The following is a 12761-nucleotide window of genomic DNA, read 5'->3' as shown; positions in this document are numbered from 1 at the left end:
TTCAAAGTCTCAGAGATTCTTGGGAGGCGACTCGCTTGACGATCGGGAAGAGCATAGCGAGCGGATAGCCAGCGGCGTCGATGACGTGATCTACACCACTCGACTTATCGGGCATTCCGTTTTTGTCGTACGCCTGCTGCTCAAGGCCATCGGTAAGGTGTGGGCAGCGGTTCGTGTTGACCTTCAGTCGCCGCTCGCCCTGGCCGTTTAGGATCAAGGCATTGACGGCGTTCACGCGGTCGGCGATGGCTGGGTTGGTCGAGTTGACCCGAACGGTCAGTTCGGCCTGGCGGATAATGCTCAGATCAGACTCGCTGGCATTCTTGCTGCTGGCGTTCTGGCCTGATGCGTCGGGGAACACCTGAACAGCGTGGCCCTTCAGCGCATAGCGCTCTTTGAAGATGGAAACCATCTGAGGCGTGTCCCGACCGTCGACAATCTCATCCACCGCCACCGGGAGCCCATCGCGCAGCACATAGACCACGGCGCTCATCTTCAAGCGGTTGAAGTCCATGCCGATCAGTACGGGCTCGCCAGACTGGAGCGTGTCGTTAGTGTGATTCAGCTTGCGGCAGAAGTCTGGATAGACGCTGCCGGCGGTCAGGTTGGTGAACCGACCTTCAATGTAAGCATCGATCAGTGCGGCTGGGTAGCTGTCACGCAGCGTCTGTACGTAGTCTTCTGGTAGGAACGGGTTCGTGTACGTCGCCGCCTGGATCATCACGTAGCCAGGCTTTGGGCTTCTCCCCCAAGTGTCGTAGACGAACTGGAAGCCCTCTGGCGTGGTATAGGCCGACACCCGGTTGAACGGATCTGCAACGTCATCAGGGCGCTGCCGGTTCCGTGCAATGATCTTGCGCCAGGCCATGGCAGCCTGGGCCTTCTTGAGCGTGTCAATCTCATCGACGTGCGCACGATACGATTCGTAGCCAATGATGCGGGCCGGGTTCTCCAGCGTCCGCAGCACGAAGTCGCCGCAGTTGGGCGAACTCGTATAGATGATGTTCTCTTGCTTGTTGTACTTGTACCGGATGCCCATGTCCGTGAGCTTCTCTTCCATGCGCGGAGCAAGGATGAGGCGAACAAGGTCATAGGTGGGCTCGTACAGCGCGATCAAGGCTGTGGACGATGCCAGAGCGTCACGCAGCGCGCAGTTGGCCAGGGTCTCGGTCTTCCCTGTGCCAAACCCACCCACGAACGCCGGGTATTTGTCAGTCAGTTGATAGAAGTCAGCCTGCGGCTGCGTCATTTGCACCCGCAGCGTCCTTCCTTCCACCTACCACCTCGATCTCGATTCTGGTCACCGGTGGCAACTCTGGAGGATTCGTCTTCAGCAGCTCGGCGCGCGTGCGCTCCAGGCTCTCGATGCGACCTGTCAAGCGGTCGATCAGGCCGGAATAGTCCCTGACCTTGAATTTCTCTTCGGTCTTGGCCTGGTATTCGCCGGCTCCTTCGCGCTCGACGCGGGCCTCAAGCTCGGCGGTGTCGCCACGCTCGTTCTCTTGATTCAGTGCACGCATCAGGCGAATGCGGGTAAGGCGCAGCTCGTCGTCAACACGTCCCAGCTCAATGCGGGACAACATGTCGTTCTCGGCATCAGTGAGGAACTGGCTATAGATCGAGCCAGGCTTCGCGGCGTGCTTGTTAGCCTTGTTGGCCTTCGATGCAGCGCCACCGTGTAACTTGCACCGCGAGGAACCCGGAACAGCGTGTCGCTTGCATGGTTCCCCTGAGCGCGTTTTAGCGCCACATAGGGCCATGGGCTTGCCTCATTCATGGGGTGTTATTGCAGAACGACTCATTGAGCGTCGTTCGAACGTCATTCAATGATCATTCGATTGGCTTGGTCACGGTGAGCGTTCTGATCTTCCCGCCAGTGCAGCTGTCACGCTTCATGGCCATCTCTACGGCTTGGTAAGCGGACGCGCCCATATCGAATGCGGTCAGTGCGTGATCCATACCGCTGCCGATGGCGTAGGGCCGGTCGAGCAGCATCGGAGTCTTGGAGAGCTTGCCCTCGTAGTAGCCAATCAGGGTAAGTACGCCGTCCTGGGCGACAATCGCTTCGGCGCCGCATTCGCCAATGATCTCTTCACCGAAGAAGAGGCCTATCAGCTTGTTGATCTCGCTCGTCGCGCCAGTGCCCAGGAAGAATGCACCATCACGCTCTCTCAGCTTGTCGAAGTCGTCATAGACAATCGTGCGTCCGGCAGTTACTCGACCGTCATAGGCGATGATCCCGTCTTTGTAGGCAATCGTCGTCATGGCTGATCCTCGTCGATGTCGATCTCGCGGTACCGGGTCGCTTTGCGCGCCTGGGCCTCAAGCTTGTCAGTGTCGACCTCAAGGCCTGCCAGGTAAGCGAAGGTGTTCACCGCTACCACGTAGAGACGGAACCACCAAGGGTGATAGGCCAGCAATGTGATTTGTCTGGCCATGGCATTCACTCATCTGGTTTGGCCTGGGAAAGTACGCGGACAACTGCAACGCCGATCCCAAGCCCCATATTGATGGCTGCGTAGATCAGCGGGTTAACTGCGCCCTGAAATACCGTCCAGCCGATAGCACCTGCGTTCAGCACTGCGCCGGCTAGCGCCAGGCGGACAGACCACAGCTTGTGGCACGCGGCGACGTTCTCGATCAACTTCATAGCGTTTCTGCCTTGCGCTCAGACCAGCGCTTGCCAAGTTGCCGGACCTGATCAACACCGAGGATGCCGACGAAGCCAGCAGCGAAGAATGACCACCCGCTGCTTAACCCGAACTTCTGCACTGTCAGGCCGACCACCATCACAATCAAGGCCCCAAGTACAGACTCAATAATCTGGCGGACAGGCTTGGTCTCTTTGCCGTCGTACTGGATTCGCAACCAGACCAGAAGGAAAGTCAGGACCATGGCTAGTCCGTTATCGCGAAGGGCATTCAAAACCATCGCCCAGAAGGAGGGGTCTTTTTCGGGCATGATCTTCAATCCGAAGTCCTCCCTTCTGGGAGTAGAGGAATAAAAAAGGGTGGTGTGAGCACCCAAACGCTGGGGAGCAGCGGCGAATAGAACAGCCCCAGCAGCACTCCCGGCTTAGCGCAACGGGTGTGGAGGGGCTGAAAACGAAAAATCCCCGCACGATGGCGAGGATTTGGAATTGGTGCCGCCCGATGGAATCGAACCACTTAGCGCTAGGCGCAGGATTTACAGTCCCGTGTGCGTCCCAGCGCACATTCAGTCGGCGTTGTGGCAGCAGGTGAAGGAATCGAACCCTTACCGTTTCCAGTAGCACGGTTTTCAAGACCGTTTGCCGTCCGTACGGCGCCACCTGCTTTGAATTGGAGCGGATACAGGGAATCGAACCCTGATCGTAAGCTTGGAAGGCTGACTAGCGACCTGCGCTACCCGCAAAGTGTGCAGATGGCCGGCGCTGATCTCCGGCTTCATAGATGGCGAACCATCAGAATTTCACCAGCCGCTAAGCCAGTGATTAAAATCGCGCATCAGCCTGCGCATTCATCTGCATAAAGCAAAAAGCCCGACACAGTGGACGGGCTTTCTTCCTGCGCTACATACAAACGTACATAACCCAAGATGACGCAATCTTCGGACACGCGGACATTTAATGCAAGCGGTATTTGCAGGAGCTCATAAATTTTATCAAATTACACGAGGTTTCCCCGTGCGGCCTCGATCGCATCACCAAGAAATTCAAATATGTCTCGCCTGGTGAATGTTCCGTCCTCGTCAAGCATGCTGTCGAGTTTTGCAAAAGCCACTATGAGTCCGGGTAACGGATCGCATTTCTTGGCTTGCCGGTCAATTACCGCCAATCTGGCGTCACGCGGTATGCCGTGTGCTTCTACCATTTTATGCAGCCGCAACGTGCTATCGACAAGCTCGCTGAGTTTGACGCTCATGGCCGATACCCCATCTGCGCCACTGTAACTGGCGTGAGGTATTCGACTTTGGCAGTGCCACCCTCGACAGTCGTTTTTGCCCAGATCAACTTCCCGCAATCCAGGCAGCACCGCACCGGATAGACGCCGCTCTTCGGCTCTACGGCATTCTCGCACAGCCATACGCTGCTCTGGTGCTTGCAGTAAAGCCGGCCGATTAGGCGCTTGATGGCATTCATCTGATCTGTCCCCAGCGGTTGCGCAGCGATGAATGCTGTTGAGCGGGCCGCTTCTTTTTTGGCCATGGCCGGTTATCTGGTGCAGGGATGATCCCGCCGAGGTAGTCCATCCCTATCGTTTGAAAATACCCCGTGACTAGAGCCATCATATCGCGATCGAATCCAGCAGATTCCAGTTCGTTATATTGCGCCTCGGTGACAACAATCGCGGTATAGCCATTTCGCCGCATCTCAGCCTCAATCCTGGCGCACTTTGCAGGGTCGTTATGGCTGTCGACGATAAGCACGGCACAGGTAGAAACCGCCGGCAGCGCGGCCGGTAGTCTCCGAGTACCGACCGATAGGACAAGCTGATCAATGGCCTGGCTGTTCATGCTGCCCGTTCCCCAAGTACGCCTGCTTCCTCAAGAATCAATTGTGCTTCCACCAGAGCGGTATCCACAAGGCTTTCGAGGGCTTTATGGATGGAATGGCGCCAGCGGCGGTAGGTGCGGTCGTCGAGACCTTGAGCGTCCCAGGTGGTCATATCGTAGTTTGATTCTGCAAGAATGATCGGGCCATCCTGCTGCGACGTGTTGCGCTTGGCCGCTGATGCATTTGCGCGCTCGACTGCGGCCTTTGCTGCCGCTACCCGCCACGCTGGTGCGTCTTTGTCTTGCTCGACCGCCTTGGCCCTCACAGGCTCCTTGCGCACTCCCTTGATTTGAGGAATAGCCCAGGCTGTTACAGCCTTACGGGTGAACAGTTGCGGCGCCGGGCTGGTCACGATCGCCACCAACCGGCCGGTCGCCTCGATCTTGCGCCCATTGTGCGTGCTGAACTTCGCTGTGAGGGCGAACCAGTGGCGCTGGCTCAGCACCTGGTGGAGCAGCTTGTGGACGATGCAGTCCTGGAGCAGCGACCATTCCTTACCGCTGATCTCCCCTTTCTGCTTGGCACACTGGACCTTGGGGTCGAAATCGCAACCGCCGGCCGAGTTGATAGTCTCGGCAGCCAGGGCGCGGACAACAGCGGATACCACGTTGCGGTAAGTCATCAGAATAATCTCCCAAGGGATGCGGCAAAGGCGTACGGGTCTCGGCACTTCTTGCTCAAGTTGCAGAACTGGCAGGAGATAACGAGATTCGAAATCTCATGCTTTCCACCGCGCGACAACGGCTCGTAGTGGTCGACGTGGAATTGTTCAATGCAGTCCTTCGCGCACCAGTGGCAGACCTTTGGCTGCACGGCAGTCCAAGCAACCAGTTCACTACTGGATACACCCTGCATGGAGGCTCTCCGCCTAGACTGCGATGCGCGCTTGCTCGCCCTGCTTCTTTCTGGGTTGGCGGCTCGCCAATCAGCCATCCATTGAGTGAATTTTTCTCTGTTGCGCTCCCGGTACTCCTTGCCGTACTGCAATCTTGCTTCTTTGTTTCGCTGATAATGTGCGCTGCTTAAAATCTTCCTTGCTGCGATTGCCTCAGGCTGCTTTGCCCGTAAATCCTTGCAAACCATGCAGGTCCCGCAACTAGTTTGTCTTTTGGCAATATGCCCATGCTTGCAGGGCCGACCAGTCGAGTAATAAAGCTCGCCGGCAACCTTTGCGGCCTGCCTAGGAGATGAAGTCATGCTGCCACCTCCTTCAGCATGGAAGGATGTACGGTGTGGCGAGCGACTTCGCCGTGCTCGCGGTGCAGGACGATTGCCTTCATGTTCTGGCGCGATCTCCAGCCGCCGGCGTGGGCGTAGCTGTCACCTGGAGCCAGGGTGTTAAAGGATTCAACGGTGCAGCCTGGGTATTCCTTCTTGCTCTCGTGGTGGATATGGCCGGTCCACCAGTAGCGATGCAGGGTCTCACCCCAATCCTGGGCGCGATCAGTCGCCATCACGCCAGGCAGCTTGTCGGCCTTGCTGGTGTGGCCATGGTGCATGCCGATCAGGTTCTTGCCCCAGCGGTAGTAGCTGAAGACGCTTGGAGAGGTCTCGACGGTTACCCGGGGCTCGTTGGCGTACAGGTGGGCGAACAGGCGGCTCAGCCAGACTGCGCCGGTTTCGTCGTGGTTACCGATAACGTGCACCACATGCACGAACTTGTGCTTGGTCAGCGCCGACTCGACACACTGGCGCATGGCAAGGATCAGGATGTCGACCATCTTGGCGTATCGGCTGTCTGCGTCGAGGTGGTGGCCACTGCGCGGGGTAATCGCAGCCATAGAGTCATAATGTGCTGCATCACCGAGATTCACGATGATGGCTGTCTCCGTGGCCGGCGCAGAGTCGACCAACGAAGCCATTGCAGCGCAGTGCACGCGCTCTGCAATGCTAAGGTCCCAGTCAGCCCCACATTCCTCGGCCCAGATGTATTCTCCAAAGTGCGGGTCACCAATTGGATAGGCTGTCATCAGGTCGGGCAAGTAGCTGCCAGCGAATGGCCGCGGCTGGACTTGAGGCAGATCCTTGACCGCCGCCTCGCATGAGGCCCGAATTAGGGCCTCTAATGCTTCGGTGTCGGTGTTCGTCTTTACCCAGGACAGCAATGGCTCGGCCTCACCGCGGCGCATGAGCTGGGATGTGCCCTTGATCTTCAGGAACGGCGGCAGCTTCGTCTCGATATGCATCTCTGGAATGTGCCCGCGCAGAGCCATCCGTGCCTTGCGCTTCGACAGTGTCCGCACATGCAAACCCAAATGCGCTGCAGCCTGGTTAAGGGTCATCGTCTTCAGCGCCTCGATGATCTGCTCGTCGGTGACTTTTTGCTCGTTCATTGGGCGTCTCCGGCGATGGTGTAGTGCGTTGGGCTCTTGTCTTCGTGCATGGCCTTGAGGCGCGCCACGTGAGGCGTAAGCGAATTGATCAGCCCTCGGTAACCGCCCGGGTGCATACGGTCGTCGTTGAGCTTCCCGGCCGCCTCTGCGTCCACAATGATGGCCAGGCAGGCGAGCGCGTGGGCCAGGTGCGGAAGTCCGCTATCTGGATCGAAAGCCTCCCCCTCGAACCATGCATTCAGGTGACGGCTGGCGGCGTCGTAGTAGATCGAGGCGCGGATACCGACGGCACGAAAGTTAGATCGACCGTATTTGAGCATCCCATCGAGCAAGCCAAGGCTCCCCAACGCTGTGGCAGTTGCAGGCCATAAGTGCATGGGGATTTTCCCGCTCCCAACAAGGTCCTTAGGGTTCGACGGTTTTAATTCGCTCATGCGGCCACCTTCTGATTGTTCAAATGTTCAGCGCATGCCGCCTTGGCCTTGTCCAGCTCCTTGCCCGAGTGCAGGATTTTCCCTTTCGGGCAGCGCGTTACGTACGCGTGGCCGACTTCCAGGGCGTACTTGCTGATCAGGTAGCCCTCATCAGAGGAAATGCAGTATTTGTTGACTGGCTTCCAGTTCATGGCCGAGCGCTCCACCAGTTGATGACGTGGCCTTCCAGGAAAAACCAGGAGATGCAGAAAAGCGTGGTTACTGTGCAGGTGATGGTCATGCCGATACCTCAATCGTCCAGATGGCGAATGAAGGACCATTGAGGCCCCATCCAGAAAAGGTGGAGGCTGGTCGGCAGTAAGACCTGATCGGCTGCTGAAGCTGGCCGGCGAATACGAACGCGCCCAGAAGCGCAATGATGATTTTCATGCTGCAGCCCTCTTAAGTTCTCTGGCCTTTGCCCGGTATTCGGCGGTGATGGCTTTCAGGTCTTCGATGGTGTACTTGCGCACCGACTGGTCGGCCTCCAGCGCCTCAACAGCCTCCAGGCCGATGCGCGCGATAAGGCCGGTCCGGAAGCCCTGGGAAACCGTGTACCCCTTGCGAGCGTGCATGTAGGAGCCAGAGTTACAGGCTTTGCACTGAAGCCAGATATTGGTTGGCTCCAGGCGAAGCTCTGGGCGGGCACCCTTACCCATGAAATGGCCACCATCAAATGCGCCGCCAACCTTCCAGCCCTGGGCTTCCAGAATCGATTCCTGCGACTCGCCGCAACTGATGCAGCCGCTGCCGATGCTCAGCTCGTAGGTGCGCCGATAGTCTCGGACGGCCTTCTCCGCATCCTTGAGGTGGTCAGCGCGACTTTTCAGGGCCTCTTTGCGGATCTTGATGTCGGCACGGCCAACCTGGGCCAGCGACCTGCGCGCTTTGGCCTGGTTCACATCCTTGATGGCCAGGCCACACTTTGGGCTGCATACGGCTTGGCCCAGGCGTTGAGCGACGAACTTCTCGCCGCATGCTGGGTTCTTACACTTCTTCGGACGGGGCTTTTTGTTGATCATGTGGTCAGCTCCCGCGACTTCTGCTGCTCGGGCGCGAAATCGCCGCGCAGGGGCATCAACTCGCGATTAGCATAAAGGCGTGCGGCAGTTGCATACGGATGGATAACAAACCAGCCATCCTCAGGCGCTACTGATGGCTTGTCGTCCCATGTCAAGCAGCTCTCTCCCTTCTTGATCTCAGAGTCGAGCGTTACAACGCTGTAGGCTGGGATCTCTGGGTCATCCACGATCGTTAAGGCGAGGTCACCCGGCTTGAACTGGCTCATGCTGCCACCTCATTCAGCAGATCAGTGAACACCACACCCTTGGCGCTGAACTCGGCAACGATCCGGTCCGTGTACGCGATGCCCTGGGCGCGATTGAACAGGCGGGTCACCGGGAAGCCGTCCGGGCCGAACAGTGCGCACGGTCCCATCCAACTGAGCTTGACCTCGTATGGCAGGTTGAGCAGCGCCATGTTGTAGCCGTGGCGGAAGTCCTCGCTCGCGGCGCGCATGATCGGCACGCCAAAGTGAAGCTTGCAGTACCGGCGGGCGTCCTCCACGTCACCGATCTGCGTCATCTGGGCAATACGCTGGTACAGGGCGAACCACAGGGCGTTTTGGTCAAGGGTCCGATCCTTGCCTGGGCGCATCGACACCACCACGAACTTGCTCTGGCGGTACATGGCTGTCAGAGCAGTAATGGCCTTGGAGAGTTTGCTGGCGCTGTTGACGGAGATTTTTTCACTCATCAAGCAGACCTCCCGTGGTTTACATGGAAGCCGCGATGGAACTCTGCTGACTTCCTCGCGCATATCGCCTCAAAAAAGTCTTTGTAGTGGCCTAGGTAGACATTCGCGCAGACGCTTCTGTCGTCAGACCCAATGGTTACCTCCCAGCGATTCCTTCGAGTCAGCCAATAAACACCCATCACGCCGCTCTTGTTGGTTATGCGGCGCCTTTGGTTACGGCTATTTTCTGTTCGATCCGCTCGGCGTAGGTTGATAAACCTGTTGTCTTGACGATCTCCGTTGATATGGTCGACGTCCGCTTCAGGCAACGAACCATCTACCATTAGGAATGCAAGCCGATGTGCCAAGTAGTAAGTGCCCTCCAGGCCAATCTGCACATATCCTTTGCCATTGACGTATCCGGCCTTTTTGCCAACCAAGTCCATACGGGGGCCACGACAGGTTTTCCACCGAAAAGCGCCGGTATAAGGGTCGTAATCAAGATGAGTGCTGACAAAATCCCTATCGATAATCTTCACTGATCTGGTCATGACTGCTCTCCCTTGCCCATGGCATTGCAGCCGGCGATGTACTGCGGAAGGTTCTTGCACCCCTCGTCGGTATCGTAAAGTTCCAGAATATCGCCAAGCGCCTTGCGCAGCGCCTCGTTCTCGGCCTTGAGCCGCTCAATATCCGCAACCAGATGCAGCGCTACCGATGGTGTACACACCATGTTCCACAAGTCCTCCTTGTCCGGGAATGCCGCGTTGACTTCCATGGCCAAACTTTTGATTTCGGAATAATCAGCCACGGCGAACACCTCCGCGCACAAGCGCCTCACGCTCAGCACAAGGCGTGCACAGCGTCACACCTGGGATAGCCACACGACGGCCTTCCGGGATCTCCTCCCCGCACTCGCAGCACTCTGTGGCGCTTATTCCGGTGTAGCGAGGGATCTTGGATAGGGACCGATTCAGGGCCTCTTCGATTACTACGTCGGCGTCATCGCAAATGTCGCTCATGGTCTTTGCTCCAATTCCTGGGCCTGCTTGATCATCAGCGCGCGCCGATCAGCCAGTTCATTGGCCGCAGCGATCCGCATTTCGGTTTTCCGTTCGGCGCTGGCCATTCGCATTTCCATCATTGAGTTCTTGACCAACTCCAGCTTCTTGCGCAGCACAGGCGCTGGCTGAGTGACGTTGCCAGTCAGCAAGCCGGCAATGGCGCGGCCGTCTTCGGTGATGGGCTCGACGCTAAGGTCTGCCAAGTACTTCTGGGCGTGCTCACGGGGGATGCGCTTGAGTTCCATCGCCTTGGTGACGGCCTGAATCCTGCGGTTGGCGTCAAAGCCCACAGAGACGTGCCAGTTCACAGGCTTGGCATCCTCTCGGGATTGGCCGACAAACCGCTCGTACGCACTGATGAAGGCCATGCGGGCCCCAATCTTGTCGCCGGCATCGAGTACAGGCTTCGCTGCGGCCAGGGCCAGCTGGATTTCGTCGGTCAGGACAACGGTTTCGTATTCGTCGTTGGTGGTCATGGCGATGGCCCAGGCTTCGTCCTTGCCTGGGCGACCGTCGGCGGCCTGGACGCGCTGAAGAATGGCGGCCAGGGTCAGCTTTCCGGTCAGTTCGCGGCGGCATGACCACAGTGCATTGGCGATCACATCCATCGGGTGTTCGGCCAGATCCTCGGCCATCAGCTTGGCGGCTGGTGCGCTCAGGGTTTGCCCAAGAGTCTCAGCCGTGGCGCAGATGGCCATGCTCAGCTCAGCGGTTTCGGCGCAGGAAAGCATTGGGCGCACCTCCTTCGAGAATGCTGCGGCTGGCTTCCTGGGCGGCGTTTATGTTGGCCTGGGCGTTCTCAACTTGTCGGGCAGTGACAGCGTTGACCTGACGACCCGTGATCCATTGCGTACGGATGCCTTCAGCGCGAGCGACGAGCAACCCGAACTCATGCGATGCGCGAATGAAGAACGAGTCGTTAATGGTCACGTAGAACATCGCAACCTGTGGGGCCTCAATAGCCCCGAGGCGCTGAACAAGCTGGGCAATCTGTCCATTGACCTTGGCGTTACGAACTGGCTCAACACCGTAGCGCTCCAGGTACGCGATGGTGTACGCATCCCAAGTGTTGGCATTGGCGATTTGCGCGTCAGTCTTTTGCTTTGCTTTTGGCTTGAGGGCTTGGATGTTCGTCGGCGCCGGAGCCTCGGCGATCGGCAAGGTTTCTGAATCCGGGATCAGAACATCAGGAATCAGTGAATCAGGAATCAGAAGATCAGAAGAGAGGGAATCAGCCGGAGCGCTACCGATAAATTCGGAACGAGTACCGAGAATATCGGAAGTGATACAACCTTCTGATACAGAAGGAATTTCTGATTCCTTCTCGTTCTTGTGTGGGTTCTGGTGCTTTGTGAAGTTCAGGACCTCAATGAACGCCTTGCCATCGGCCTGGTAGCGCACGATGAACCCTTTATGTGCAAGCCAATGCAACATCGCGTCTACGTCAGCTTCGCGGTAAGGGAATATTTCGGCCTTAATGCGGAGTGGACGATCTTCGAGGCGGCCGCTTCGATCTGCCAGAAGCCAAAGACCCTGGAACAGAAGCGTGCACAGTGGATGGCCAACACCAAGGATCTCGTTGGTAAACAATGCAGGTTTGATATTGCGGGCCCTAGCCATTGGCGACGACCTCCATCTCATTGCGGAACTCGGTCCAGTTGCGGACCTCTTTGGTAAACTCAATTAGCTCCTCCACGTCGAGGCCGGCAGCCACAGCGTTCTCCATCAGCTTCATGACCTGGGCTTCGTTCACATACACACGACGACGTAGAATTCCGCGCGCATAGAGAAGGCGCTGCTTGGCTTCAGGCAAGCGCTTGGTGGCGCAGATTTTTGGGATTGAGTTGAAGAAAATGCTTACGGCCTCGGCTGTTACGCCAGCGTCGAGTTTCTTTTCTGCGATCTCCGCAGCGTCTAACAGCTCTTCAATGCTGTACTTCTTTAGCCACTTCCTGATCAGAGACTTGCCATGATCATTAATAGTGTTGCCTGGGATGTAGTCTTCAATACGGATCGCCACCTCATCTACGATGTCGTCATCCAGGCCTTTCAGTGAATCGCGCCAGGCAAGCATCATTTCAAGCTGGTCGCGGCGCTCAGCAAGCTCTTCAAGCTGCTTGCGCTGCATCTCGATCGATGTCTTGTCGGTAAGTAGGCGATCACTCTTCCCAAGGTTGCAGGCCACACAAGAGGTGATCAGGTTGATGATCTCGTTCTCACCGCCCTTGCTTACCGGGTTTATGTGGTCGACATGCAGCACAACATCAGGGGCCTTTGAACCGCAGTATTGGCAGGTGAAGGAGTCTCGCTTGAATACTTCAAAACGCTGCTTCTTACCGATGGCTACACGGTTAATCTTTTGGTTGCTTGGTACGGCTTGAATGTGCATAATTTGTCTCACAGAGTTATTTGTAATTTGCTGCACAAGAAGCCAGGCCGCGAACCTGGCTTTTTTGTGCCTGTGATTTGGTGCTTCTGTTCATCGGTACCTCAATAGTCCCTGGGGGACTTATCAGCCCTTGCGTCCTATGGAAGCGACGTTGCTCCGGCTTTTTGGTGGGCGCGTCATTCGATCTAGCGCCTCGTTCATGATCTTGGTTGTCAGCTGCTCGGTAGTGATGCC

At 57.2% G+C, this 12761-nt stretch carries 24 protein-coding genes, 2 tRNA genes and 1 pseudogene; all 27 read right to left on the bottom strand.

Going from position 1 to position 12761, the window contains the following annotated elements; all coding sequences use genetic code 11:
* Nucleotide 1: 1 nt before the first annotated feature.
* The 27 genes and pseudogenes from P2T68_RS17105 to P2T68_RS16975 all read right to left on the bottom strand — a co-directional run bounded on the left by P2T68_RS17105 (nucleotide 2) and on the right by P2T68_RS16975 (nucleotide 12527).
* A complete protein-coding gene (locus P2T68_RS17105) occupies nucleotides 2-1249 on the bottom strand; it encodes a terminase family protein (RefSeq protein ID WP_277379757.1) in 1248 nt (415 codons plus the stop codon).
* Entirely contained in the window at nucleotides 1230-1583 is a 354-nt protein-coding gene (locus P2T68_RS17100) for a hypothetical protein (protein WP_277379791.1), read from the bottom strand. Before P2T68_RS17100 ends, P2T68_RS17105 begins: the two co-directional genes overlap by 20 nt.
* 93 nt (nucleotides 1584-1676) lie before the next feature.
* Nucleotides 1677-1760 (bottom strand): annotated as a pseudogene (locus P2T68_RS17095) (HGGxSTG domain-containing protein); the annotation flags it as partial.
* A 70-nt stretch (nucleotides 1761-1830) separates the two neighbouring features.
* Nucleotides 1831-2265 carry a proteasome subunit beta gene (locus P2T68_RS17090; RefSeq protein ID WP_277379677.1) on the bottom strand — a complete coding sequence of 145 codons (435 nt, stop codon included), beginning with the start codon at nucleotides 2263-2265 and terminating at the stop codon, nucleotides 1831-1833.
* On the bottom strand, nucleotides 2262-2438 hold the full coding sequence (locus P2T68_RS17085; RefSeq protein WP_277379676.1) for a hypothetical protein: 177 nt from the start codon (nucleotides 2436-2438) through the stop codon (nucleotides 2262-2264). Before P2T68_RS17085 ends, P2T68_RS17090 begins: the two co-directional genes overlap by 4 nt.
* Nucleotides 2439-2443: 5 nt before the next feature.
* Nucleotides 2444-2650, bottom strand: coding sequence for a hypothetical protein (locus P2T68_RS17080; RefSeq protein ID WP_277379675.1), 207 nt, complete (start codon nucleotides 2648-2650; stop codon nucleotides 2444-2446).
* Nucleotides 2647-2961, bottom strand: coding sequence for a phage holin, lambda family (locus P2T68_RS17075; protein WP_277379756.1), 315 nt, complete (start codon nucleotides 2959-2961; stop codon nucleotides 2647-2649). Before P2T68_RS17075 ends, P2T68_RS17080 begins: the two co-directional genes overlap by 4 nt.
* 272 nt (nucleotides 2962-3233) lie before the next feature.
* A tRNA-Ser gene (locus P2T68_RS17070) sits at nucleotides 3234-3314 on the bottom strand.
* A gap of 7 nt (nucleotides 3315-3321) precedes the next feature.
* A tRNA-OTHER gene (locus P2T68_RS17065) sits at nucleotides 3322-3391 on the bottom strand.
* 256 nt (nucleotides 3392-3647) lie between these two features.
* Entirely contained in the window at nucleotides 3648-3902 is a 255-nt protein-coding gene (locus P2T68_RS17060) for a hypothetical protein (RefSeq protein WP_277379674.1), read from the bottom strand.
* The gene (locus tag P2T68_RS17055) at nucleotides 3899-4120 is read right to left on the bottom strand and encodes a hypothetical protein (RefSeq protein WP_277379673.1); all 222 of its coding nucleotides are present in this window, start codon (nucleotides 4118-4120) and stop codon (nucleotides 3899-3901) included. The genes P2T68_RS17060 and P2T68_RS17055 overlap by 4 nt, the downstream gene beginning before the upstream one ends.
* Entirely contained in the window at nucleotides 4117-4494 is a 378-nt protein-coding gene (locus P2T68_RS17050; RefSeq protein WP_277379672.1) for a hypothetical protein, read from the bottom strand. Before P2T68_RS17050 ends, P2T68_RS17055 begins: the two co-directional genes overlap by 4 nt.
* A complete protein-coding gene (locus P2T68_RS17045) occupies nucleotides 4491-5156 on the bottom strand; it encodes a hypothetical protein (RefSeq protein ID WP_277379671.1) in 666 nt (221 codons plus the stop codon). Before P2T68_RS17045 ends, P2T68_RS17050 begins: the two co-directional genes overlap by 4 nt.
* Nucleotides 5156-5731, bottom strand: a complete 576-nt coding sequence (locus P2T68_RS17040) for an HNH endonuclease signature motif containing protein (RefSeq protein ID WP_277379670.1) — start codon at nucleotides 5729-5731, stop codon at nucleotides 5156-5158. Before P2T68_RS17040 ends, P2T68_RS17045 begins: the two co-directional genes overlap by 1 nt.
* Entirely contained in the window at nucleotides 5728-6867 is a 1140-nt protein-coding gene (locus P2T68_RS17035; protein ID WP_277379669.1) for an oxidoreductase, read from the bottom strand. The genes P2T68_RS17040 and P2T68_RS17035 overlap by 4 nt, the downstream gene beginning before the upstream one ends.
* On the bottom strand, nucleotides 6864-7301 hold the full coding sequence (locus P2T68_RS17030) for a dATP/dGTP diphosphohydrolase domain-containing protein (protein WP_277379668.1): 438 nt from the start codon (nucleotides 7299-7301) through the stop codon (nucleotides 6864-6866). The genes P2T68_RS17035 and P2T68_RS17030 overlap by 4 nt, the downstream gene beginning before the upstream one ends.
* Nucleotides 7298-7492, bottom strand: a complete 195-nt coding sequence (locus tag P2T68_RS17025; protein ID WP_277379667.1) for a hypothetical protein — start codon at nucleotides 7490-7492, stop codon at nucleotides 7298-7300. Before P2T68_RS17025 ends, P2T68_RS17030 begins: the two co-directional genes overlap by 4 nt.
* A gap of 85 nt (nucleotides 7493-7577) precedes the next feature.
* The gene (locus P2T68_RS17020; protein ID WP_277379666.1) at nucleotides 7578-7730 is read right to left on the bottom strand and encodes a hypothetical protein; all 153 of its coding nucleotides are present in this window, start codon (nucleotides 7728-7730) and stop codon (nucleotides 7578-7580) included.
* Entirely contained in the window at nucleotides 7727-8362 is a 636-nt protein-coding gene (locus P2T68_RS17015) for a recombination protein NinG (protein ID WP_277379665.1), read from the bottom strand. Before P2T68_RS17015 ends, P2T68_RS17020 begins: the two co-directional genes overlap by 4 nt.
* Complete coding sequence (locus P2T68_RS17010) at nucleotides 8359-8628, bottom strand: hypothetical protein (RefSeq protein ID WP_277379664.1); 270 nt, start codon at nucleotides 8626-8628, stop codon at nucleotides 8359-8361. Before P2T68_RS17010 ends, P2T68_RS17015 begins: the two co-directional genes overlap by 4 nt.
* Nucleotides 8625-9095, bottom strand: a complete 471-nt coding sequence (locus P2T68_RS17005) for a hypothetical protein (RefSeq protein ID WP_277379663.1) — start codon at nucleotides 9093-9095, stop codon at nucleotides 8625-8627. Before P2T68_RS17005 ends, P2T68_RS17010 begins: the two co-directional genes overlap by 4 nt.
* Nucleotides 9095-9625 (bottom strand): HNH endonuclease signature motif containing protein, encoded by a 531-nt coding sequence (locus P2T68_RS17000; RefSeq protein ID WP_277379662.1) that lies wholly within the window; start codon nucleotides 9623-9625, stop codon nucleotides 9095-9097. The genes P2T68_RS17005 and P2T68_RS17000 overlap by 1 nt, the downstream gene beginning before the upstream one ends.
* The gene (locus P2T68_RS16995) at nucleotides 9622-9885 is read right to left on the bottom strand and encodes a hypothetical protein (protein WP_277379661.1); all 264 of its coding nucleotides are present in this window, start codon (nucleotides 9883-9885) and stop codon (nucleotides 9622-9624) included. Before P2T68_RS16995 ends, P2T68_RS17000 begins: the two co-directional genes overlap by 4 nt.
* Nucleotides 9878-10096 carry a TraR/DksA C4-type zinc finger protein gene (locus P2T68_RS16990; protein ID WP_277379660.1) on the bottom strand — a complete coding sequence of 73 codons (219 nt, stop codon included), beginning with the start codon at nucleotides 10094-10096 and terminating at the stop codon, nucleotides 9878-9880. Before P2T68_RS16990 ends, P2T68_RS16995 begins: the two co-directional genes overlap by 8 nt.
* Nucleotides 10093-10869 (bottom strand): hypothetical protein, encoded by a 777-nt coding sequence (locus tag P2T68_RS16985; protein WP_277379659.1) that lies wholly within the window; start codon nucleotides 10867-10869, stop codon nucleotides 10093-10095. Before P2T68_RS16985 ends, P2T68_RS16990 begins: the two co-directional genes overlap by 4 nt.
* On the bottom strand, nucleotides 10844-11758 hold the full coding sequence (locus P2T68_RS16980) for a hypothetical protein (protein WP_277379658.1): 915 nt from the start codon (nucleotides 11756-11758) through the stop codon (nucleotides 10844-10846). The genes P2T68_RS16985 and P2T68_RS16980 overlap by 26 nt, the downstream gene beginning before the upstream one ends.
* Complete coding sequence (locus P2T68_RS16975) at nucleotides 11751-12527, bottom strand: HNH endonuclease (RefSeq protein WP_277379657.1); 777 nt, start codon at nucleotides 12525-12527, stop codon at nucleotides 11751-11753. Before P2T68_RS16975 ends, P2T68_RS16980 begins: the two co-directional genes overlap by 8 nt.
* Nucleotides 12528-12761 lie beyond the last annotated feature (234 nt).

Source organism: Pseudomonas sp. G11, from assembly GCF_029457515.1.
Lineage (GTDB): Bacteria > Pseudomonadota > Gammaproteobacteria > Pseudomonadales > Pseudomonadaceae > Aquipseudomonas > Aquipseudomonas gorinensis.
This window is presented reverse-complemented; position numbering and strand designations above follow the sequence as displayed.